At 69.3% G+C, this 23,490-nt stretch carries 11 protein-coding genes and 2 rRNA genes; 6 read left to right on the forward strand and 7 right to left on the reverse strand.

From position 1 onward, the window contains the following. Both AC1AYD_RS10550 and rrf read left to right on the forward strand, forming a co-directional pair. A 23S ribosomal RNA gene (locus tag AC1AYD_RS10550) occupies positions 1–147 on the forward strand; the annotation flags it as partial. A 161-nt stretch (positions 148–308) separates the two neighbouring features. After that, positions 309–425, forward strand: a 5S ribosomal RNA gene (rrf, locus tag AC1AYD_RS10555). Between the two features lie 344 nt (positions 426–769). On the opposite strand, the gene AC1AYD_RS10560 is transcribed toward rrf, so the two are convergent. The 6 genes from AC1AYD_RS10560 to AC1AYD_RS10585 form a co-directional block, all read right to left on the reverse strand. Continuing rightward, on the reverse strand, positions 770–1,642 hold the full coding sequence (locus AC1AYD_RS10560; protein WP_476502871.1) for a helix-turn-helix domain-containing protein: 873 nt from the start codon (positions 1,640–1,642) through the stop codon (positions 770–772). Positions 1,643–1,768: 126 nt separating this feature from the next. Next, positions 1,769–2,947 (reverse strand): hypothetical protein, encoded by a 1,179-nt coding sequence (locus AC1AYD_RS10565; RefSeq protein WP_476545166.1) that lies wholly within the window; start codon positions 2,945–2,947, stop codon positions 1,769–1,771. A 32-nt stretch (positions 2,948–2,979) separates the two neighbouring features. Further along, positions 2,980–3,633: an ATP-binding cassette domain-containing protein gene (locus AC1AYD_RS10570; RefSeq protein ID WP_476502869.1), complete on the reverse strand. Its 654-nt coding sequence runs from the start codon at positions 3,631–3,633 to the stop codon at positions 2,980–2,982. A 4-nt stretch (positions 3,634–3,637) separates the two neighbouring features. Continuing rightward, positions 3,638–4,828, reverse strand: coding sequence for a hypothetical protein (locus tag AC1AYD_RS10575; RefSeq protein WP_476502868.1), 1,191 nt, complete (start codon positions 4,826–4,828; stop codon positions 3,638–3,640). A 115-nt stretch (positions 4,829–4,943) separates the two neighbouring features. Then, the gene (locus AC1AYD_RS10580) at positions 4,944–5,561 is read right to left on the reverse strand and encodes a hypothetical protein (protein ID WP_476502867.1); all 618 of its coding nucleotides are present in this window, start codon (positions 5,559–5,561) and stop codon (positions 4,944–4,946) included. Positions 5,562–5,758: 197 nt separating this feature from the next. Then, entirely contained in the window at positions 5,759–8,020 is a 2,262-nt protein-coding gene (locus AC1AYD_RS10585) for a DUF6020 family protein (protein WP_476502866.1), read from the reverse strand. 202 nt (positions 8,021–8,222) lie between these two features. Between AC1AYD_RS10585 and AC1AYD_RS10590 the strand changes: the two genes are divergently transcribed. Beyond that, positions 8,223–9,104 (forward strand): biotin--[acetyl-CoA-carboxylase] ligase, encoded by an 882-nt coding sequence (locus tag AC1AYD_RS10590; RefSeq protein ID WP_476502865.1) that lies wholly within the window; start codon positions 8,223–8,225, stop codon positions 9,102–9,104. A gap of 203 nt (positions 9,105–9,307) precedes the next feature. On the opposite strand, the gene AC1AYD_RS10595 is transcribed toward AC1AYD_RS10590, so the two are convergent. Continuing rightward, on the reverse strand, positions 9,308–9,916 hold the full coding sequence (locus AC1AYD_RS10595) for a biotin transporter BioY (protein ID WP_476502864.1): 609 nt from the start codon (positions 9,914–9,916) through the stop codon (positions 9,308–9,310). Positions 9,917–10,171: 255 nt separating this feature from the next. Between AC1AYD_RS10595 and AC1AYD_RS10600 the strand changes: the two genes are divergently transcribed. From AC1AYD_RS10600 to AC1AYD_RS10610, 3 genes are all read left to right on the forward strand, one after another. Next, positions 10,172–12,052 carry an acetyl/propionyl/methylcrotonyl-CoA carboxylase subunit alpha gene (locus AC1AYD_RS10600; RefSeq protein ID WP_476545168.1) on the forward strand — a complete coding sequence of 627 codons (1,881 nt, stop codon included), beginning with the start codon at positions 10,172–10,174 and terminating at the stop codon, positions 12,050–12,052. Continuing rightward, on the forward strand, positions 12,049–13,671 hold the full coding sequence (locus AC1AYD_RS10605) for an acyl-CoA carboxylase subunit beta (RefSeq protein WP_476502862.1): 1,623 nt from the start codon (positions 12,049–12,051) through the stop codon (positions 13,669–13,671). The genes AC1AYD_RS10600 and AC1AYD_RS10605 overlap by 4 nt, the downstream gene beginning before the upstream one ends. A 130-nt stretch (positions 13,672–13,801) precedes the next feature. Next, complete coding sequence (locus tag AC1AYD_RS10610) at positions 13,802–23,293, forward strand: fatty acid synthase subunit beta domain-containing protein (RefSeq protein WP_476545170.1); 9,492 nt, start codon at positions 13,802–13,804, stop codon at positions 23,291–23,293. The last annotated feature ends 197 nt before the right edge of the window (positions 23,294–23,490 follow it).

A 23,490-nucleotide genomic window follows, 5' to 3' on the forward strand; every position in this document is an offset into this window, starting at 1 on the left:
AAGCGGGAAGCCCGCTCCAAGATAAGTATTCCCAGGGAACTACGGTTCCTGAGACCCCCCATGCAGAACACGTGGTCGATAGGCCGGACGTGGAAGCCCCGCGAGGGGTGGAGCCGACCGGTACTAACGGGGAAGCGCGACACACACATCCCAACCATGTTGGGACGGCATCGACCTCTTTCTGCGAATGCACGCGACACGGAGCAACCGTGACACGTCACAATAAGACAATCGACAAGCGTCCACCATCCGGTCCCCGAACCACCAGCGTTCGAAGGGAGCCGATATCCCTTTGATAATTGAAGATTTGCGGCGGTCATAGCCCAGGAGAGACGCCCGGTCCCATTCCGAACCCGGAAGCTAAGACCTGGCACGGCGATGGTACTGCACCCGAGAGAGTGTGGGAGAGTAGCACGCCGCCGCATCCATACGATAAGGAAGGCCCTTGGTCGAGCAACAGCTCCCAAGGGCCCTTCCGCATATTCCAAGACACACGCACGCGCACGCGCCACCCCCACGCCCCGCACGCGTCACCCCCCTCAGCCCGCCTCCGGCGGACAGCTCCCCCTCACAAGGGGAGCAGAGGCAAGGCATGCGCCCCCTTCAGGGGGAGCCGGCGGCCGTAGGCCGCGGGAAACTGAATCGGCCTTCGGCCGATACGATTTTTCCCGCGGCCTGCGGCCGCTCTGGTCTCTCCCCCACCCGGCTTCGCCGGGAGCCCCCTCGTCAGAGGGGGCTTATGCGAACGAAGCAGGGCTTAGCCTATCAATCACGCGGCGTTGATGCGCCCTAAGGCTATGGCGGTGGTCAGCACGTATGCCTCGCGCGGGTTCGTCGCATCCCAGCCGGTCGTATCGGCGGCGCGCTTGAGACGGTAGCGCACTGTGTTCGGATGCACGTTGAGCGTGCGCGCCGTGGTCTCCAGCGATCCCCCGGACGAGAGGAACGTGGACACCGTCATCATCGTCGGATCATCCGCGCCGTGACCGGCCAACGAACCATACACCACATCCACGAGTTCGCGCCGCGCATCATCATCGCCGAGTAGCGCGCGTTCCGGCAGTGCATCCTCGGCACGCAATGGTGTGAGCATCCGTTTGCGCGCGAGCGTCGTCGCACCGGAATCCTTGGCGGCCGCGGCGCCCGCGGCCGGCGCGCCCGCACCATGCCCGACGACCAGCGCGGGGGCCGCGCGCAACGTCGTCAATGCGGCGATCAACGTCGCCGTCGCACCGGAGACGCCGTGACGCACCGGTCCGAGGCACAACGGCGTCGTCGTCGCATCGAACGCGCCCGCGACCGCCGTACACGTCACATCGGGACTGACCGCCGCCTCCACGCGAATCAACGCGGCGACCACGCCGTCACGCACGCCGACCAGCGGCAGACCGCCGCCCAGATCGACGACCGCCTTCGTCACACCGCGCATCGTCGCCTCGACGGTGGCGGCGGGGCGTCCCGCAATCGCGAAACACGCGAATCCGCCGTCGAAACCGAGCACACGCAGCAACGACGCGACGCGATCGTCGGACAATCCGGACGTCAGGGATTCGAACGCGACGCGCTCCACGCGGGCGCGGGCCGAACCGTCACCATCGTCGGCTTCGGCGGCGCTCGTCAGCAGGTCCAGGAAATCAGTCATATCTCCAGTGTAGTGAGTGCGGGCGTGGCGCAGACCCCCTCAGTCGGCCTTTGGCCGACAGCTCCCCCTCACAGGGGGAGCAGAGGGAATCGCCGATTCCGCAAGGGGGAACAGGGGAATCGGCAATCAGCGGGTCTTGAAGTAGCGGAACAGGTGACGTTCTCGGATCAGGAGTGCGCCGATTAGCGCGCCCGTCATCACTCCCGCATACCCGGCGGCCGGCACGCGCAACAATGCCGTGGTGAGCACCGCCGCGTCGGTGCGCGTGTTCTCCAGCCATGTCCAGGCGAACTCCACCACGCTCATCAGCGTCGCGGCGGACGCCCACGCAGCCGTTTCGACGAGGGTCTGCACGACCATCGCCGGTTTCGGCACGCCGCAATGCAACGCGGACGCGAGCTCCAACCGTCGCCGCCATATGGAGACGAATCCGGCGATCAGCGCGACCACGCCGGCCACGATCGGTGCCCATACGGTGAGTCGCCCGCGGTACATCGCGGCCGCGTCGAACGTGCGTCCGCGCGACGTGTTCAATTGCGAGACCATCGGACGTTCCTGCGTGCCCGTCGCATCGCCGACCGTCGTGACGCGCAGCAACGATTCGATGTTCTCCGAGACCGGCCACGATTTCACCCAACACTGGTCGAACAGGCCGCCGTACCCCGCGGGGACGGGCGTGACCGCCGCATACGAGTAGCCGCTCTGCCGCCCGTCGTCCGGCCAGTCGTAGACGCCGGCGACGTCGAGCGTCCGCTCGTCGCGCAACGCGAGACGGCTGCCGGCGTGGGCGGCGAGCGGCGCCGCCGCCTCGCCCGACAGCCATACGCCGTTCACGTCGTTCAACGTCGTGGGTCTCGCTTCGCGCGCGTTCGCCGTGCTGTTGCGGAACACGCCGATCGCGCCCGGCGTCGCCTCATACGTGGGCACGCCGGTCGACGGCAACGCGGCGAACGTGAGTTTCGTCTGCGAGGCGCGCGTCGCGCCGGCCGCGATGACGCCGTCGAGCGAGGCGAGACGGTCGCACGCGGTGCCGTCGATGCGGCCCGTATATGTGATGACGGTGGTGGAACCGCCCGCGGCGACGAACGTGTCCGCCTCGCGCTGGATCTTCGTGATCGCCATGAGGTCGGCACCCGCGCACAGGAGCAGCAGGAAGGCGAGCGTCAGGGCCATCCCGCACGCGTGCGACGTGCCGGTTGCGAGATTGCGCACGGCCTCGTCGAGGACTCCGGCGAGGCGCATGCGGGGATGGGACCGTTCGCGCTGCTTCCGCGGTTGTCGTCGCGACTGCTTCGGCTGGTTCATGATGATGCTCTCCTGCTGCCGGTTACGGCCGGTTACTGCCAGTCGCCGAGATCGATGAGGTCGGTGCATGCGTCGCGCGTGCGCGGATCGTGCGTGGCGACCACGACGATCGCGCCGCCGAGCGACAGCGCGTGAAGACGCTCGTTCACCGTGGCGGCGGTGGTGAGGTCGAGTTGCGCGGTCGGCTCGTCGACGAGCATCAGGTCGGCGCCGCTGGCCACGCCGCGGGCGAGCATGAGTCGTTGCGCCTCGCCGCCGGACAGGTCGCTGAACGGTTTGCAGGCGAGTCGCGTGAGACCGAACGCGGAGAGCAGGTCGAGTGCGTGCGATTCGGCGTCGTGGCGGCTTTCGCCGCGTGCGATGAACGGGAGTGACACATGGTCGATGGCGGTGCGGTTGGCCACGCCGTGCGGATTCTGCAGCACCCAGTTGACGCGGTCACAGCCGATGCGCTCCACCGTGCCTTGCGCGGGCGCGGTCCAGCCGGCGATGATCGACAGCAGCGTCGACTTGCCGGAGCCGGACGGGCCGGTGAGCGCGTACACGTGCCGGGGGAGCAGCGTGACGGTGAGATGCCGGAAGAGCATGTCCTCGCCGGTCGGGTCGAAGGTGTGGCCCACGTCGGTGAGGACGACGCGCTTGGCGGGGGTGATGGAGTCGGTGCTGTCGGTGACGTCGGTGCTCATGGCGCTACTCCCGGCACGGCTTGCTGGTGGTGGGGGCGACGTCGACCGTGGTGAACGGGTCGACGCCGTCGGGCGAGACCATCGTCTTGCCGAGCTGCGAGGCGATGATCGTAATCGGCGTGGGCTCGCCCTTGACGCTCACGCACGCGGTGACGCCCGACGCGCGGTAGAGCGCGGACGGCGGCACGGTGATCGACTCGATCGGATTCGCGAGACGCCACGTGAACGAGACCTGGAGCGTGCCGCCTTCGCCGGTTCCGGTGCCGCCGCCGGTGCCGCCTCCGCCGGAACCGCCGCTGAGCGAGGCGAGACGGTATTCGGTGCTGGCGGCGATCGCGGCGAGCGTCGCCGCGTCGGTGATTTCGGTGGTACCGGCGGCGACGGGGAAGTCCTGGCCGTTCACGGTGAGGATGCGGTCGCCGGCGACCGCGCCCGACGATTGCGCGCCGGACGATTGCGCGCCGGACTGGGACGCGGGCAACGTGGCTTTGACGGGCGCGCCGGACGTGGCGAACAGGTCCGCGCCCTGCGTGGCCTGCCGGCCGACCGCGATCCGGCAGTCGGCGACGGTTACGGCGGAGGCGGGCAGCCAGATGAAGAACGAGGGGTCGATGGCCCAGCCGTCGTCCTTGGTGATGCGGCGTGCGCCCACATTGCCGGCGAGCGCGTTGTAGGCGACGATCGAATCCCAGACGAACCAGTCGGAATCGGGGGCGGCGTAGCCGAGCGCGCGCAACGCGTCGTTCAGCGCGCGGGCGTCCGGTCCCTGCGTGCCGCTCGCGAGACGGCGGTACGGCGGGGTGGCGGTGTTGAGCGCGAGCAGGGGGACGGCGTCCACGGCGAGCGGGGTGCTGCCCGATGCGACGGTCGCGTTCGCCGCGCAATCCGACGAGGTGACCGTGCCGGACACGGGCGAGGTGACGGTCGCGGAGGCGCCGAGCGTCAGCGTGAGCTGGACGGAACGGGAATCGTCGAACCGGGTGGATGCGACCGTCATCGAGCCGGCCGGCGTGGAGGACTCCAACGACTGGGGGATGCGCGAGCGGGTGAGCAGGAACCCGCCGGCCACTCCTGTCGACAGCAGCAGCGCCGCCAGCAGGACGATCACGGAGACGGTGACGCCGGTGCGGGCGGACTTGGACGTGGCGGCGGAGGAGGTCTTGGAGGTCGTGTTGGAGGTCGTCTTTCTGCGCATCGTGGGTGCCTCCTTGCTGATGGTCGATTCCACTGTATGGCGTTCCGGTCGTCCACCGGGAGGGGATACGTCATCCGGGAGACGACATCATCTCCTGACTGGCTGACTTAGCCGGTCAGGATCGGCATTGGCGAAGTTTGCTTTGGTAGGAGGCATCGTCGTTCTTCTCCGCGGAGAAGGGACCGGATTGGTCGGCGAGATCGGTGTCGTAGTCGTTGACGGTGTAACCGCCGTCCACGAGCCCCTGCTCGATGAGACAGGTGACGATGGTCTTGCGGATGTCCTTGTTGTCCGGATTCATCCGGACCGAAGCGACCAGGCCTCGGATGGCCGCGGTGCCGTTGCGTCGGTCGCAGGTCTGTTGGACCGTGTTGGTCCGCTCGCCCCAAGCCTTGCTTTCTTCTTCGGATAAGCCGGACGGCGGATAGACGCTTCCGGCACCGGTGGTATCGAAGTCGAAGGATCCGGGGTCGTATCCGTGGTCGATGAAGCATTGGTCGTATTGCTCTTTGAGCTCGTTCAGCTCTCCCCCGGTCACGACACCATCCTCGAGGATCGACAGACCCAGCCGATTGTCGTCGTCATTGCCGGCATCGCGCAATTCCGACCTTACGGTGTTCAGTTCCGCGGAATAACCGGTGTTGAGATCGTAGCCGTCGGTCGCCGTGGCGTTCGTGCCCGTATCGTGCCCGCCGGCCGCATTCACGGAGCAGCCGGCGAGTGTGGCGATCATGCAGATCGTGCAAAACGGCGACGGCCGCGCCATTGGAGAGGATGCTGTTCATATGCCACCCGTTTCCCGTGATGCTTCGTTGCATCACCATGCTCTCAGACGGGAGACATGACGGGAAGCGAAAACGTAATCCACTGGACGACGGGCGGACCTGACGGGCGGGCCCGACGCGCGGATACGCCTATACGCCTCTATGCCTATGGGCGAGCTCCGGCGGCGGCGATGGCGCTGCTGTCCGTTGCCGTTCCGCGTGAATCCCTTCGGAAGGTGAGGCAGAGGAAGGCGAAGCAGAAGGCGACGGGGAGCATGTGACGTTCGAAGTTGTTTGCCGGCGCGGTGATCATCACGCCCATGAGCAGCAGCAGCGGCAGATGCCAGGCGAGCGAGCGCCACCGTTTCAGGATCACCTCGGCCGCGCCGATGAGCAACGTCAGAATCACGTAGAAGTTGCCGTGCGTCACCCAGCCGAGCACCGGGATCGCGCCCCACGAGTCGGCGAACGTGGCCACGCGTTCGCGCCAGTCATGGTTGACGTATTTGAGCCACGTCGAGTTCTTCTGCACGTAGTCGCTGTCCACGTAGTAGTTCATCGACACGTACGGCAGGTCCGCGATGTCGAAGTAGCCGTAGCATTTCGCCATCAGCGCGTCCATCGCCACCACCGGGTTCGCCTTGACGATCTCGAGCCACGCCTTGTTGAAGCTCTTCATGTCGTCGGGTTTGACGGAACGCCAGCGGTAGCTCACCTTCTTCGACTGGATGCCGGAGGATTTCACCGGGTCCGCGTCCTGCGGGAAATACGCGTCGGCCATCTGGTCGAGGTTGAAGACGGGGGCGAGCTCCTTGCGCGCCGATTCCGGGATCGTCTCCGGAGCGCGTTCGGCGACGCGGGCGATCATCTGCAACTGCACGCCGTGGCTTTCGATCGGGTCGCCGCCGATGATCGCGCCCGACGAGATCGCCATCGAGATACCGCCGTGGATGAGGATCGTCGGCAGGAGGATCGCGACCACGTAGGTGGCCCAGCGGCGGCGGTCGGCGGCGATGGCGAGCACGAACTCGAAGAGCAGCACGTACCACGCGTATTTCGCGGAGATCAGCATGACGGCGTTCGCTGCGGCGAACGCGACGAGCGTGCGGCGGGGGAGACGGAGGATAAGGGGCTTGCGGGACCCCCTCAGTCCGCCTGTGGCGGCCAGCTCCCCCTCCCGGGGGGAGCGGGGGGACGAGGCGGCATTCCGGGGGGAACGGGGAGCGTCGGTTCGGGAGGCATCGGTGAGGGCGTGGAGCTCGTACCAGAAGCCGAACGCCCAGAGGAACGCGAACGCGAACAGTGGGGATTTCGTCAGCGAGATCGTCGAGAACACGGCCATCGGGCAGACGAGGAAGAACACGATCACCGCGAGACGCACGCCCGCATGAGCCGCCTCGGGCGGCAACGCCGGGCGCACGCCGCGTTCGGGACGCGCGAACGCGCGCGGGCGGAACCGGCTGCCGCGCTCCGGATGCGCGAAATCGCGCCGCGCCGTGCGCACGTCCGACCGGCGCAGCCACGGCAGGTTGAGGAACCGGTGCGCGGTCGCCGCCGTGCAGCAGACGGCGAACAGGAACTGGGCGGCGGCGAGCGCGATCACGCCCCAGTCGTTCGACCCGGTCAGATACCGGCTCGCGGCCATCGTCGACCCGTAGAAGAGGGTGAGCACGATGTTGTGCTGGTCGGTCAGATACGTCGGGTCGGCGGGCCACAGGTAGTGGGCGGTCGGGTAGATGTCCATCGGGGCGAACGAGAAGAAGCCGATGTATGGCTGCTTCAATCCGGTCCACTGGTTCCACGCCCAACTGAACTCGCGCGCCTGGCTGCGCAGGTCCGCGCCGAACGCGGCGAGCAGCGTGGTCGGCGCCCACAGCCAGCCGACGAGGAAGACGGTCCACAGCTTCCAGCGCCGGTCGGTGAGACGCACGATCCAGCGGGAGAGGAACGCCCGGGCGTGCGCCGCGATGGTGCGCACACGGGCGCACCATCGCGCGCGACGGGTGGTCGGTGCGGTTGCGGACGTCACGTCGGTGGGAACGTCGGGACGATTGCGCCGACGCAACGGCAGGATGCGGCGCGGCGTGCGCTCGCCGGTCGCGCGGTCCGTGCGCCAGCCGAGCAGCGGCTCCCTCCTGCCCACGCGCACCAGCGCGACGATGATGGCCATATAGATGACGAAGGCGAGGACACCGTACAGCGCGTTCAGCCAATGGAACGCGGCGATCGAGGAATCCGCCCAGTACAACGGGCCGACGGCCGTGCACCAGGAGAGCCACAGCACCGCCGCCACGGCCAGCGCCCACCGCGCCACGGCGCCGATGCGGTCGATGGGGCGGTACGACGTGCCCGCTGGTCCCGCGGATGCGTGGGTTCGGGACGTCGCCGATTCGGCCGGGGAAGGGGGATTCGCTGTGACATCGCTCATAGGGCAGTATTCTAGCGTCGCGGTCACCTCGCTCGGTCGGCTGCGCCGACTGTCTCTCCCTCCGCCGGCTGCGCCGGCACCTCCCTCGTCAGAGGGAGGCGGAACGGCGGGCGACCGTCAGGGCGTCGGACGGACGTCTCTCGTCAGAGGGAGGCGGGCGAGGCGGGAGGGTTTGGGATAGGCGGGGCGTATGGTGGTGGGCATGATTTCACTGTTGAAGGTCGCAGCATCGGAGCTGGAGCATACGAGGCGCATCGCGGACAAGGTCGTATCGGTCGCGGATATGGATTCGACGCACGCCGAGGCCCGGCGCATGCTCGAACGCGGCGAAATCGTGTTGGAGCGCGGCGAGGGCGAGCTGCCGGTCACCGTGATCACCGCCGACTATCTGAGCAACGCGCTGGTCAGGTTCGGACGCCAGTGGATCACGGCGCCGGGCAAATCGTTGGCGGCGACGTTCGTGAGCGTGATTCCCGAGACGGTCGCGGACGACGAGATGGTCAACGGGTGGCTGGCGATGATCGCCGAGCTGTCCCTGTTGGACGCGCTGGAGGGCGCGGTCGACGACTGCGGCGCCCGCCCGTACGACGATGAGTGCGGCTTCCAGCTCAAATGGCCGAACGACCTGTACTGCCACGGGTTGAAGCTGGGCGGCACGGTCGCCGAGGTGATGCCGCTGCACGGGGATTCCGAACACAAGGCCATAGTGTTCAGCGCGGGATTGAACCTGTTCATGCCGGCCGACCATCTGCCCACGGCTCAGGCCACGTCGTTGCAGATGAACGTGGGGCCGCTGCCGCCGGTCGACGGATTGCGCGACCTCATCATCGCGCGGTTCGTCGAGTCGATGCGGTCGCGGTTGGAGGCGTTCGTCGCCGCGCCGCTCGTGCAGTCGGGACGGTTGCGCGCCGAGATGCGACACGTGTGCTGGATGATGGGGCGCACCGTCGACGCGCAGCTCATCGACGGCAGCGCCGTGCGCGGCGAAGTGGTCGCGTTGAACGATGACGCGTCGATCAGCGTGCGCACCGAGGACGGCGAGGTGCGTGCCCTCCTCGCCAGCGAAGTGGGCTTGCTGCAGTAAGCGGTATATGACTAGGCCCCCTCTGACGAGGGGGCTGTCGAACGTAGTGAGACTGGGGGAGAGCAGAGGAGAGGCCGTAGGCCGCGGGGATATCGCATCGGCCTACGGCCGATTCCGTTTCCTCCAGCCTGCGGCCGCGGTCTCTCCCCCACCCGGCTTCGCCGGGAGCCCCCTCGTCAGAGGGGGGCCGATGCCAATGGGTGTCAGCGGAGCTTGGCGAGGCCGGCGGCGACGAGGGAGGCAACGGCGGCCTTGACGATGTCGCCGATCACGAAGCCCATCGAGGCGATGGCGACGGCCGCGATCGGCGCGCCGGTCAGCGCGGACTGGATGAGGAATCCGAACGCGTAGACGGCCACGACGCCGCCGAGGAACGCGGCCGCGAAGTAGCGCAGCGCGCCGAGGAGCGTCGCCTTGACGCCATGTTCGCCAGCCTTGCCCTTGAGCCACGCGATGACGACCACGCCCGGCAGGAAGCCGAGCAGGAAGCCCGCGCTCGGGCCGACGAGCGCCATCGTGGAGGTGCCGCCGGCGAACACCGGCAGGCCCGCGGCGCCGGCCGCGAGATACGTGGCGACCGCGGCGCCCGCCTGACGCCACGTGAGCATGAGGCCGGCGAGCATCACGACGAACGTCTGCAGCGTGATCGGCACCGGCGTGCCCGGAATCGGAATCTCGCCCGCGGCGGCGGAGACCCACATGAGCACGGCGAACAGCACCGGCTTCCAGGAGACGGCGGCGACGCGGCGCGCGATGGAGACGGACTTGGCGGCGGACGATTGCGCGGCGGGCGTAGGGGTGTTGGACTGCATGAGATGATTCCCTTCTCGTGAAAACGCGGATCCGAACGAGGGATTCCGCCCGGCCGCCGGATGGTCCGCGGCCTTCCCGGCGTTACGGTCGCGGCCCGAAACGAATACGGGATGCCGCGGCTCTCCGCCGGCGTTGACATCGAGGATAGAACCGTCAAGCTACGGTGACGTTTGTGGAAGGTGACAAAAGTCCGCGCCGGGTTTTGTGGACGTTTCGATTGAAACCGTCAGTTTTGAAGAGCAGAATCTGACGTCATGGGGCAATCCGTCAAGAAACTACTCATCGCCAACCGCGGCGAAATCGCCATGCGCGTGGTCCGCACCGCGCGTGAGATGGGCATCGCCACGGTGGCCGTCTACGCCGAACAGGACCGCGAGTCGCAATACGTGTCGCTCGCCGACGAGGCGTACCTGCTGCCCGGCGACACCTACCAGGACACGTATCTCAACGAGGACCGGCTCATCGACATCCTGAAGCGCTCCGGCGCGGACGCCGTCCACCCCGGCTACGGCTTCCTGTCCGAAGTGCCGTCCTTCGCCGCCAAGGTCGAGGAGGCCGGCGCGATTTGGGTGGGGCCGCACCACACCGCGCTCACCGAGCTCGGCGACAAGATCACCGCGCGCCGCGTCGCGCTGCGCGCCAAGGTGCCGCCCGTGCCCGGCCTGTCCGAATCGGTCAAGGACATCCGCACGCTGCTCGACTTCGCGCACACGCACGGCTACCCGATTATGATGAAGCGCACCGACGGCGGCGGCGGGCACGGCATCACCGTCGTGCGCGACGACGAGGAGCTGCGCCGCTTCTACACGAACCACGACGCGCTCGAAGGCGGCGACCTCGACGAGTACTTCATCGAGAAGTTCATCGACAAGGCGCGCCACGTCGAGACCCAGTCGGGCCGCGACAGCCACGGCAACTTCACCGTCTACTCGACGCGCGACTGCTCGCTGCAGCGGCGCAACCAGAAGCTCGTCGAGGAGGCGCCCGCGCCGTTCCTGACGGACAAGGTCGCCGAGACGCTCGTCGAATACTCCCGCCGCCTGTTCACCACCGTCGGCTACACGGGACTCGGCACCTGCGAGTTCATGGTCACGCCGAACGGCAAGGTCTACTTCCTCGAAGTGAACCCGCGCCTGCAGGTCGAACACACCGTCTCCGAGGAGGTCAGCGGCCTCGACCTCGTGCGCGAGCAGCTCAACATCGCCGCCGGCGGTGAGCTCACGCCCGCGCCCGAACCGCGCGGCCACAGCTTCGAACTGCGCATCACCTCCGAGGATCCGGCCACGAACCTCACGCCGTCCTCCGGCACGCTGGAGCGCATCGTGTGGCCGTCCGGCCCCGGCGTACGCATCGACACGGGCGTCACGCAGGGCGACACGGTGTCGCCGAAATTCGATTCGATGATGGGCAAGGTCATCGTCACCGCGCAGGACCGCGCCGCCGCCGTGGCGCGCGTGCGCCGCGTGCTCGACGAGATGGTCATCGAAGGCGTGCCGACGCCGATCCCGCTGTTCAAGGAGATCTTCCGCGACGACGTGTTCACCGCCGAACACGGCCACGCGTTCGACGTGAGCACGAAATGGCTGGAACGCACGTACCTGAACCGCGAGGCGAACGCGGCGCGCGGCGGGCAGCCGGCGTCGCTCGCCGGCGCGCCCGGCGCGGACGCGAAGGTCGCCTCCGAGACGTTCGTCATCGAGATGAACGATCGTCGCGTCAAGCTCACCGTGCCGCTCGACGTCGTCGAGAACCTGACCGGCGGCGCGCGCGCACGCGGCGCGAAACGACCCACGCAGCCGCTGCGCGGGTCCGGCTCGCACGCCGGATCCGTCGCACGCGGGCCGATCGACGACGGCGCGAAGTCCGGCGTCATCGCCTCGCCGATGCAGGCCGTCGTCACGCGCGTCAACGTGGCGGAGGGCCAGGAGGTCGCGAAGGGCGACCTGATCGTCGTGCTCGAATCGATGAAGATGGAGAACTACGTGTACGCGCCGGCCGCGGGCACGGTGAAGAAGATCTTCGTCGGCCCGGCCGACGGCGTCGAAGCCGGCGACACGCTGGTCACGCTGGACGTGGTTGGGGCGTCCGGCTCGGCCGGCGACGCCGAGGACAACGGGAAGGAGGCCACGGAATGACCGACATCGTGGAGATGCCCGCCGTGCGCGACGCCGTGAAGCAGGCCGCCGGACAGGGCGGCGCCGGCGACGGCCGCCAGCCGCTGCGCGCGGCCGTCGTCAAGGCCGCCGAACTCGCGCGTGACGCCGAGAACCGCGCGCGCGACAAGCAGCACGCCAAGCACAAGAAGACGGCGCGCGAACGCCTCGACCTGCTGTTCGACACCGGAACCTTCGAGGAGATCGGCCGCTTCCAAGGCGGCGACATCAACGCCGGGAAGGCCGGTGCGGCCGTCATCACCGGCTTCGGCCTCGTCTACGGGCGCAAGGTCGCCGTCTACGCGCAGGACTTCTCCGTCAAGGGCGGCACGCTCGGCACCGCGGAAGGCGAGAAGATCTGCCATCTCATGGACATGGCCATCGCGCTCAAGGTGCCGATCGTCGCAATCGTCGACTCCGGCGGCGCGCGCATCCAGGAAGGCGTCGCCGCGCTCACCCAGTACGGCCGCATCTTCCGCAAGACGTGCGAGGCGAGCGGCTACGTGCCGCAGATCTCGCTGATCCTCGGCCCGTGCGCGGGCGGCGCCGTCTACTGCCCGGCCCTGACGGACCTCATCATCATGACGCGCGAGAACTCCGACATGTTCGTCACCGGACCGGACGTCGTCAAGGCCGCGACCGGCGAGACCATCTCGATGGCCGACCTGGGCGGCGGCGAGGTCCACAACCGCAAGTCGGGCGTCGCGCACTACCTCGGCGCCGACGAATCCGACGCGATCGACTACGCGCGCACCGTGCTCGCCTACCTGCCGTCCAACTGCGACGAACAGCCGCCGGTCTACGCGTACGCCGCCACGCGCGCCGAACGCGAGACCGCGAAACGGCTCGCCACGCTCGTGCCCGACAACGACCGCCAGCCGTACGACATGCTCGACGTGATCCGCTGCATCGTCGACTACGGCGAGTTCGTGCAGGTGCACGAACTGTTCGCCGCGTCCGCGCTCGTCGGCTTCGCGTGCGTCGAAGGCCGCCCGGTCGGCATCGTCGCGAACCAGCCGAACGTGAACGCCGGCATCCTCGACGTGGACTCCTCCGAGAAGATCGCCCGGTTCGTGCGCCTGTGCGACGCGTTCAACCTGCCCGTCGTCACCCTCGTGGACACGCCCGGCTACAAGCCCGGCGCCGAACAGGAGCACGCGGGCATCATCCGCCGCGGCGCGAAGGTCATCTACGCGTACGCGAACGCGCAGGTGCCGCTCGTCACCGTCGTGCTGCGCAAGGCGTTCGGCGGCGCGTACATCGTGATGGGCTCCAAGGCCATCGGCGCCGACATGAACTTCGCCTGGCCCTCCTCGCAGATCGCGGTGCTCGGCGCGGCCGGCGCGGTGAACATCATCCACCGCCACGACCTCGCCAAGGCCAAGGCGTCCGGCAAGGACGTGGAGGCGCTGCGCGCGAAGTACATCGCCGACTACGAGGAGACCACCGTCAACGCGAACCTCTCGCTCGAACTCGGGCAGATCGACGCGATGATCGACCCCGAGCAGACGCGCGAGGCGATCGTCGCCTCGCTCGGCACGCTCGCCACCAAACGCCGCGTCCGCGCGAACGACAAGCACCACGGCAACCAGCCGCTCTGATCGGTCCGCTCGGCAGACCGATCAGCGCGAGGAGGAGGACAGTCCAGTGGACTGTCCGACGACGGAGCCATCCGCATAACAGAACGTAACCACAGACTTACGTAACGCAACAACAGACAAGGAACAAGCAATGAGCACATTCTTCCTCGACCAGCTCGCCGCAGGCGAGACGCCGCACGCGCTCGCCTTCGCGGGCCAGTCCACGCCGTGGCCGGTCGCGCTCGCCGACCAGACCACCGATCCGACGCTCGCCGAGGCGCTGCACGCGCACGTCGACGCCGCCTACACAAAGCTCACGCCGGTGAACGCCGACCTGCTCGCCACCACCGGCCGCCCGGTCGACCTGTTCGGCTTCACGCCGAACCCGGCCCGCCTCGGCGCGGCCGCCGACGCCACCGCCTCCGTCGAAGGCATCGCCCTCACCCAGCTTGGCGCGCTCATCGACCTCGAACACCTCGGCTACACGCTGCCCTCCGCCAAGCCGGCCGCCGTGCTCGGCCACTCGCAGGGCGTGCTCGCCGTCCACATGGCCAAGGCCATCGAACGGACCGGCTCCATCGAAGCCGCCCGCGACCAGATCGACGAGATCCTCGCCACCGCCGCCCTGATCGGCGCCGCCGGCACGCGCGCCGCCCGCGAACTCGCCCTGAACCCGCTGCACGGCGAGGCCACGCCGATGCTGTCGGTGCGCGGCGCCACCCGCGCCCAGGTCGAGACGCTCGCCGCCCGCGTCAACAACCCGCGCGGACCGATCGCCATCGCCGTGACCAACTCGGACGACCACCACGTGATCTCCGGCTTCCCGGACGACCTCGCCGCCTTCGCCGTTGAAGTCGCCAAGGAGCACAAGAAGCAGGCCGCCCTGCGCGAGGAGAAGGTGCGCGGCGGCGCCGTGTTCGCGCCCGTGCTCGAGTACCTCGACGTGACCCTGCCGTTCCACTCCCCGCTCATGAAGCCCGCCGTCGACCAGACGATCGCCTGGGCCGAGGCCTGCGGCTTCGACACCGACCGCGCCCGCGCGCTCGCCGAGGAGGTGCTGCTCAACCATGTGGATTGGGCCGCCCGCGTGCGCGAGGCCCTGACCGACACCGACCCGGCCAAACTGTGGATCGTGGACATGGGCCCGGGCTCCACGCTCGGCAAGCTCATCGGCAACGTGGTCGAAGGCACCGGCGTGGGCGTCGTCGAAGCGACCACGCTCGCCGAGCGCGCCGCCCTCTCCACGCTCGACCCGGCCGAGGCCGAGACGCTGCGCACCCAGAACTGGAAGGCGTTCGCCCCGCGCGTGGCGCACACGCCCGCCGGCGACCGCCTCGTCACCAAGTTCTCCGAGCTCACCGGCAAGCCGCCGGTGCTGCTGCCCGGCATGACCCCCACCACCGTCGACCCGGAGATCGTCGCCGCGGCGGCGAACGCAGGCTACTGGGCGGAGCTCGCCGGCGGCGGCCAGGTCACCGCCGAGGTGTTCGACCGTCACGTCGCCAAGCTCGAGGAGCTGCTCGACGAAGGCCGCACCGTCGAGTTCAACGCCATGTTCATGGACCGTTACCTGTGGAACCTCCAGTTCGGCTCCTCCCGCATCGTGCCGAAGAAGCGCGCGTCCGGCGCGCCGATCGACGGCGTCGTCGTCTCCGCCGGCGTGCCCGAGCTCGACGAGGCCGTGGCGTTGGTCGCGCAGCTCAAGAAGGACGGCCTGCCGTACGTGAGCTTCAAGCCCGGCACCGTCGACCAGATCCGTCAGGTGATCCGCATCGCCAAGGCCGTCGCCCCGACCGTCATCCTCATGCAGGTCGAAGGCGGCGCCGCCGGCGGCCACCACAGCTGGGAGTCGCTCGACGACCTGCTCACCTCCACCTACGCCGAAGTGCGCGCCTGCGACAACCTCGTGCTCGTCGCCGGCGGCGGCATCGGCACGCCGGAACGCGCCGCCGACTACCTGTCCGGCCAGTGGTCGCGCGCCTACGGCCTGCCCGACATGCCGGTCGATGGCGTGCTCGTCGGCACCGCCGTCATGACCGCCAAGGAGGCGCACACCAGCCCCGAGGTCAAGCAGCTGCTCGTCAAGACCCCCGGCATCACCGCCGAGACCGTCGCCGCGTCCGGCGCGGCCGACGACCCGTTCGCCCCCGCCGGCGAGCGCTGGGTGCCGTCCGGCAAGTCCGTGGGCGGTGTCGCGTCCGGTCTGAGCCACCTGCACGCCGACATCTACGAGGTGGAGAACGCCTCCGCCGTGTGCGGCCGTCTGCTCGTGCGCGTCATGAAGCACCCCGAGGAGCTCGAGTCCCGCCGCGACGAGATCATCGCCGCGCTGGACCGCACCGCCAAGCCGTACTTCGGCGACCTGGCCTCGATGACCTACCTCCAGTGGGCGCAGCGTTTCGCCGATCTCGCCTACCCGTGGGTGGACGACACGTACGCCGACCGTTTCCTGCACCTGCTGCACCGCATCGAGGCCCGTGCGGCCGACGTGGACTCCGGCGAGTTCGATTCGAAGCTCGACGTGACCCGCGACGACGTGATCGCCGATCCGGCGCCCGCGCTCGAGGCGCTGGCCGCCGCCTACCCGCAGGCCGCCGAACTCAAGGTCACCCCGGCCGACGAGGCGTGGTTCCCGGTGCTTGTGCGCGAATACCCGAAGCCGATGCCGTTCGTGCCGGTCATCGACAACGACCTGCTGCGCTGGTGGGGTCAGGATCAGCTCTGGCAGTCCGAGGACCCGCGCTATTCCGCGGATTCCGTGCGAGTCATCCCCGGCCCGATCTCCGTGGCTGGCATCACCACCGTCGACGAGCCGGTGGCCGACATCCTCGGCCGCTTCGAGGCCGCCGCGCTGGAACGCGCGAAGGAGTCCGGCGCTGAAGCCGAGGGCGAGTACGCGACGCTCGGCGAGGCCGGGAACGCCGAGGACTTCATCCGCAAGTCGCCGAACATCTCCTGGGTGGGCCACGTGACCGACAACCCGGCGTACGGCACCAAGCTCGGCGACAAGGACTACGAGATCCGCGCCGTGGACGCCGCGAACGGCGAATACGACCTCGACATCCATCTCGACACGTATTGGGACGACGATCCGGACGGCGGCAAGTCGAAGCACGCCGTGCGCGACATCGTCATCCCGCTCACCGTGCCGGCCGACGCGACCGGCGGCATGCCGATCGTCAACCGCGAACGGCTGATTCCGGACGTGTACGCGATGCTCGCCGCCACCGCCGGCATCGGCAACACCGCCATCACCGGCGACAAGCTGACCGCGATGCCGGAGATCGACGGCACGCGCGACGCCGACCGTCCGTTCGGCATCGCGACCGCGCGGTACACGTTCTCCGCGAACCTCGGCTACGACCACGAGGCGGCTACCGGCGGCGCCCTGCCGGGTACGCTGCGCGCCTCCCGCATCGCGCCGGACGCGCTCGTCGGCCCCGCCTGGCCGGCGATCTACGCGGCGCTCGGCTCCGTGTCCGTGAACGGATACCCGGTCATCGAGGGTCTGCTCAACGCCGTCCACCTCGACCATCTCATCGAACTCGAGGAGACCGAGGACGAACTGCTCAAGCACGTCGGCGAGACCGTCACGCTGACCTCCTGGGCCGAGGACTACTTCGAGTCCGCGTCCGGCCGCGTCGTCACCATCCACGTGACCCACACCGCCGCCGACGGCACGCTGCTCGCCCGCGAGACCGAACGCTTCGCGATCCGCGGCCGCGTCTACTCCGACGCGCTGCCCGTCGACTCCCCGGAGTTCGGCGATGCGAAGCACGACGAGATCGAATCCACGCCGAGGCGTCTGCTGCGCCGCGTCAAGGTGACCGCGCCGAACGACATGACCGCGTTCGCCCGCACCTCCGGCGACTTCAACCCGATCCACACCTCCAAGCGCGGCGCCGCGATCTCCGGCCTCGCCGCGCCGCTCGTGCACGGCATGTGGCTGTCCGCCACCGCCCAGCACGCGGTGCAGGCGGCCGACGAGAAGGGCGCCCACTACGAGATCGCCGGCTGGACCTACAACATGTACGGCATGGTCCAGCTGAACGACGAGGTCGAGATCTCCGTCGAACGCGTCGGCAAGGTGCGCCACGGCGGCATGGCCCTCGAGGTCACCTGCCGCATCGACGGCCAGCTCGTCTCCCGCGGCACCGCGCTGGTGCGCGCGCCCGAGGCCGCGTTCGTCTACCCTGGTCAGGGCATCCAGAAGCAGGGCATGGTGTTGGACGAGCGCGCCAAGTCGCCCGCCGCCCGCGATGTGTGGGAGCGCGCCGACAGGCTCACCCGCTCCAAGCTCGGATTCTCGATCCTCGCCCTCGTGCGCGACAACCCCAAGGAGCTCACCGCCAACGGCGTCACCTACCGCCATCCGGAAGGCCTGCTCAACCTCACGCAGTTCACGCAGGTCGCGCTCGCCACCGTCGCGTTCGCGCAGACCGCGCGCCTGCGCGAATCCGGCAGCGACATCTGGCCCGCCTACTTCGCCGGCCACTCGCTCGGCGAATACAACGCGCTGTCCGCGTTCGCCGGCGTGATCCCGCTGGAGACCGTGCTCGAACTCGTGTTCCACCGCGGCTCCACGATGCACCACCTCATCCCGCGCGACGCGCAGGGCCGCTCCAACTACCGCATGGGCGCGCTGCGCCCGAACCAGTTCGGCGTGGGCGACTCGCAAGTGAAGGCGTACGTCGAATCCGTGTCCGAGAAGACCGGCGAGTTCCTGCAGATCGTCAACTACAACCTGGCCGGCGCGCAGTACGCGGTCGCCGGCACGATCGCGGGCCTCAAGGCGTTGCAGGCCGACGCGAACCGCCGCGCCAAGGAGGCGGGCGGCAAGCCGGCGTTCATGCTCGTGCCCGGCATCGACGTGCCGTTCCACTCCACGCTGCTGCGCAAGGGCGTGCCGGAGTTCCGTGACAAGCTCGACGCGCTGCTTCCCGCACACATCGACTACCGTGGCCGCCTCGTCGACCGCTACATCCCGAACCTCGTGGCCACGCCGTTCGAAATGACCAAGGAGTTCGCGGCGAAGATCCTCGAGGTCGTGCCCTCCGAGCGCATCCGCGAGGCACTGGAGGACCCGGCCGTGTGGGACTCCTACGCCGCCGACGACCAGAAGCTCGGCCGCCTGCTGCTCACCGAACTGCTCTCCTGGCAGTTCGCCTCCCCGGTGCGCTGGATCGAGACCCAGTCGCTGCTCTTCCACAAGGCCGCGCAGGGCGGTCTCGGCGTGGAGGAGTACGTGGAGGTCGGCCTCGGCAACGCGCCGACTCTCGCCAACCTCGGTGCCAAGACCCTGCGTCTGCCCGAGTTCGCCGGCACCGACGTCACCGTCTACAACGTGGGCCGCGACGAAGGCCGTGTGTACATGACCGATTCGGACAGCCTCGTGCCCGAGGAGGAGCCGGAGAGCGCTCCGGCCGCTTCGGCCGCCGTCGAGGCGGCCCCGGCCGGCGGCTCCGCCGTCGCCAAGCTCGGCTCCGGCGCGGCTCCGGCTCCTGCCGCGGGTGCCGCCGCTCCGGCCCCGACTTCGGCTCCCGCCGTCCCTGCGCCCCCGTCATCGGGGGAGCTGCCGGCGCAGCCGGCTGAGGGGGCATCCGGTGCGGACGCGCCCGACCTGCCGTTCAAGGCCGCCGACGCGATCGGCGTGCTCATGGCGTACTCGGCCAAGGTGCGCCTCGACCAGATCGGCGCCTCCGACACCACCGACACGCTCACCAACGGCGTGTCCTCCCGCCGCAACCAGCTGCTCATGGACATCAGCTCCGAGCTGGGCGTGGCCAGCGTGGACGGCGCCGCCGAGGCGACGCTCACCCAGCTCGCCCAGATCGTGAACAAGGCCGCCCCGAACTACAAGCCGTTCGGTCCGGTCCTCTCCGACGCGATCCGCGACCGTCTGCGTGCCCTGTTCGGCGCGGCCGGCGTCAAGCCGGCGCACATCCGCGAACGCGTGACCGGCGTGTGGCAGCTCGGCGAAGGCTGGGTGGCCGCCACGACCGCCGCGCTCCTGCTCGACACCCGCGAGGGCTCCAGCTCGCGCGGCGGCGACCTCGCCAAGCTGCCGACCGGCGCCGCCGCCAACGCGGCCGCCGCCGACAAGCTCATCGACGACGCGGTCGCCCTCGTCGGACAGACCAAGGGCGTGGCCGTCTCCAAGCCGTCCGCCGGCGGTGCCGCGGGCGGTGCCGTGGTCGACTCCGCCGCGCTCGACGCGTTCGCCGAGAAGGTCACCGGCGCCAACGGCGTGCTCGCCGCCACCGCACGGTTCGTGCTGAACGAGCTCGGCGTGGCCGCCCCGGCGCCCGAGACCGGCGAGGACGAGAACGCGGCCGTGGTCGCGGCCGTCAGCGCCGAACTCGGCTCCGACTGGCCCAAGCAGGTCGAGCCGCGCTTCGACGCGAACAAGGCCATCCTCTTCGACGACCGTTGGGCCTCCGCCCGCGAGGACCTCGCCCGCGCCTACTACGAAGGCGACGTGGACGCGCTCGCCGGCAGCTTCATCGGCCTCGGTAAGGCCGTCGCCGCCGAAGCCCGGTGGTTCGCGGCGAAGGCCGATGACGAGACGCTCAAGTCCGCGTTCGACCGCATCGCCTCCGAGGCGCTCGAGCCGGCCTCGTCCGACGCGCAGGCCTCCCGCTTCGCGGGCGACGTGGCCGTGGTCACCGGCGTGAGCCCGAACTCGATCGCCGCCCAGGTGGTCGAGGGCCTGCTCGCCGGCGGCGCCACCGTGATCGCCACCTCGCACAGCTTCAGGCCGTCCATCAAGGCGTGGGGCCGCCAGGCGTACCGTGAGCACGCCACCGGCGACGCCAAGCTGTGGCTCGTGCCCGCGAACCTGTCCAGCTTCCGTGACGTGGACGCGCTCGTGGACTGGGTGGGTCACGTCCAGAAGAAGACGACCGGTGCGACCACCACGATCCTCAAGCCCGCCTACGAGCCGACCCTGTTCTTCCCGTTCGCCGCCCCGCCGGTGCACGGCACGCTCGCCGACTCCGGCGAACTGTTCGAATCGCAGGCCCGCCTCATGCTGTGGGGCGTCGAGCGCGCGATCGCCGGACTGGCGAAGATCGGCGCCGACACCGACGTGCAGCACAAGCTGCACGTGGTGCTGCCCGGCTCTCCGAACCGCGGCGTGTTCGGCGGCGACGGCGCGTACGGCGAGGTCAAGTCCGCGTTCGATGCGATCGTCAACCGCGCCCGCGCCGAACGCGACGCCTGGTCGGACCGTGTCACCTTCGCCCACCCGAAGATCGGCTGGGTGCGCGGCACCGGTCTGATGGGCGGCAACGACCCGCTCGTCGCCGTCGTCGAACGTCACGGCATCCACACGTACTCCACCGCGCAGATCGCGGTCAAACTGCTCGACCTGTGCACCGCCGACTCGCGCAAGGCGGCCGCCGAGGCGCCGCTCGACGTGGACCTGACCGGCGGTCTCGGCTCCGAGCCGATCGACATCAAGGCGCTGAGGGCGGAGGCGGAGGCCGACGCCGCGGCCTCCGTCTCGGCTCCCTCTGATGAGGGAGCTGGCGCGCGCAGCGCGACTGAGGGAGAGACCGCGCCCCGTGGGCAGCGGATCAAGGCGCTGCCCACGCCGCACGTCCCGCACCAGCCGCACGTGGACCTCGCCGACTGGGAGGGCGTGACCGCCCGTCCGGAGGACGAGATCGTCATCGTGTCCGTCGGCGAACTGGGGCCGTGGGGCTCCGGCCGCACGCGCGCCCAGGCCGAACTCGGCATCCACCCGGACGGCACCGTCGACCTCAACGCCGGCGCCGTGCTCGAGCTCGCGTGGAACATGGGCCTGCTCACGTGGGCCGACAGCCCGAAGCCCGGCTGGTACGACACCGACGGCAACCTCGTGCCCGAGGAGGACATCGCCGACCGCTACCACGACGAGGTCGTGGCCCGCTCCGGCATCCGCCCGTTCGAGGAGGGCATGGGCGACGACTACAAGGACGGCGCCGACGAGGAGGAGGCCGAGGTCTACCTCGACCATGACGTCACCTTCTCCGTGCCCACCGAGCAGGTCGCCCGCGAATACGTCAAGCTCGACGAGGCCCACACGTCCATCGCCCGCGACGACGAGTCCGGCGAATGGAACGTGACCCGCCACGCCGGCTCGATGATTCGCGTGCCGCGCCGCGCCGCCATGACCCGCACGGTCGGCGGCCAGTTCCCGAAGGGCTTCGACCCGGTTAAGTGGGGCATCCCCGCCTCGATGGTCGGCGACGTGGACCGCATCGCGCTGTGGAACATCGTCACCACCGTGGACGCGTACCTGTCGGCCGGATTCAACCCGGCGGAGATCCTCCAGGCGATCCACCCGTCGCTTGTCGCCTCCACGCAGGGCACCGGCTTCGGCGGCATGGCCTCGATGCGCAAGCTCTACCTCGACCGCTTCCTCAACCACGAGATTCCGACGGACATCCTGCAGGAGGCGTTGCCGAACGTCGTCGCCGCGCACGTCATGCAGAGCTACATCGGCGGCTACGGCAACATGATCCAGCCGGTCTCCGCCTGCGCCACCGCCGCGGTGTCGCTGGAGGAGGGCGCCGACAAGATCGCGCTCGGCAAGGCCGACTTCGTCGTCACCGGCGCGATCGACGACATCGGCGTGGAGTCGGTGATCGGATTCGGCAACATGAACGCGACCGCCAACTCCGCCGAGATGTACGGCAAGGGCATCGACGCGCGCTTCTTCAGCCGCGCGAACGACCGTCGCCGCGGCGGCTTCCTGGAGTCCCAGGGCGGCGGCACGATCCTGCTCACGCGAGGCGACATCGCGTTGAAGCTGGGTCTGCCGGTCGCCGGCGTGATCGGCTTCATTCACTCCTACGCGGACGGCGCCCACACGTCGATCCCGGCCCCGGGCCTCGGCGCCCTGGCGGCGGGCCTCGGCGGACGTGACTCGAAGCTGGTCCACGACCTCGCCAAGCTCGGCGTCACGCCGGACGACATCGCCGTGGTCTCCAAGCACGACACGTCCACCAACGCGAACGATCCGAACGAGTCCGAACTGCACAACACGCTGGCGCACGCCATCGGCCGCACCGACGGCAACCCGCTGTTCGTCATTTCGCAGAAGACCGTCACCGGACACGCGAAGGGCGGTGCCTGCATCTTCCAGGTCAACGGCCTGACGCAGCTGTTCGCCTCCGGCGTCATCCCGGCGAACGCGGCGCTCGACTGCGTCGACCCGAAGCTCGCGAAGGACGACCACATGACCTGGCTGAGGAAGCCGCTGCGCATCGGCGGCGGCGAGGACGTGTTCGGCCGTTCCGCGGCCGGCCAGCCGGTCAAGGCCGGACTCGCCACGTCGCTCGGCTTCGGCCACGTCTCCGGCTTCGTGGCGCTCGTGCACCCCGGCGCGTTCGAGGCGTCCGTCGCGAAGGCGGACGGCGAGGCCGCGCTCGAGGCGTGGCGTGAACGCGCGAACGCCCGTCTCGCCGCCGGCCAGCGCCGACTCGAGGAGGGTATGATGGGCCGCGCCGCGCTCTACGAGCCGATCGACAACCGCCGCTTCCGCGAGGACGGCGTGAAGCTCGCGGGCGGCGGCCGCTACGACGCCCATGAGGTCGAGAAGGCCATGCTGCTCGACCCGGACGCCCGCCTGAACGCCTCCGGCTACTTCGAGGCGTGATTCGGTGACGCCGTCCGGCCCCTTGGCGAGGGGCCGGACGGCGTCGCGTCGACATCGTGCCCAGCCGTCGTGATCGGCCCCCTCTGACTGAACTGCGCCCCGATTGCTGGACGTGGTTTATTAAGGGTACCTGATCAGGCTGTGGGGGACATGTTCCGGAATTCCTCCGGGGTGTGTCCCCCGAGTCGTTTCTGGCG

It is taken from the genome of Bifidobacterium sp. LH_426 (genome assembly GCF_056356875.1).

Excerpts from the sequence above, each read along its gene's own strand:
- AC1AYD_RS10560 (WP_476502871.1), bottom strand. The coding sequence starts at position 1,642 with ATGACTGATTTCCTGGACCTGCTGACGAGCGCCGCCGAAGCCGACGAT.
- AC1AYD_RS10565 (WP_476545166.1), bottom strand. The coding sequence starts at position 2,947 with ATGAACCAGCCGAAGCAGTCGCGACGACAACCGCGGAAGCAGCGCGAA.
- AC1AYD_RS10570 (WP_476502869.1), bottom strand. The coding sequence starts at position 3,633 with ATGAGCACCGACGTCACCGACAGCACCGACTCCATCACCCCCGCCAAG.
- AC1AYD_RS10575 (WP_476502868.1), bottom strand. The coding sequence starts at position 4,828 with ATGCGCAGAAAGACGACCTCCAACACGACCTCCAAGACCTCCTCCGCC.
- AC1AYD_RS10580 (WP_476502867.1), bottom strand. The coding sequence starts at position 5,561 with ATGATCGCCACACTCGCCGGCTGCTCCGTGAATGCGGCCGGCGGGCAC.
- AC1AYD_RS10585 (WP_476502866.1), bottom strand. The coding sequence starts at position 8,020 with ATGAGCGATGTCACAGCGAATCCCCCTTCCCCGGCCGAATCGGCGACG.
- AC1AYD_RS10590 (WP_476502865.1), top strand. The coding sequence starts at position 8,223 with ATGATTTCACTGTTGAAGGTCGCAGCATCGGAGCTGGAGCATACGAGG.
- AC1AYD_RS10595 (WP_476502864.1), bottom strand. The coding sequence starts at position 9,916 with ATGCAGTCCAACACCCCTACGCCCGCCGCGCAATCGTCCGCCGCCAAG.
- AC1AYD_RS10600 (WP_476545168.1), top strand. The coding sequence starts at position 10,172 with ATGGGGCAATCCGTCAAGAAACTACTCATCGCCAACCGCGGCGAAATC.
- AC1AYD_RS10605 (WP_476502862.1), top strand. The coding sequence starts at position 12,049 with ATGACCGACATCGTGGAGATGCCCGCCGTGCGCGACGCCGTGAAGCAG.
- AC1AYD_RS10610 (WP_476545170.1), top strand. The coding sequence starts at position 13,802 with ATGAGCACATTCTTCCTCGACCAGCTCGCCGCAGGCGAGACGCCGCAC.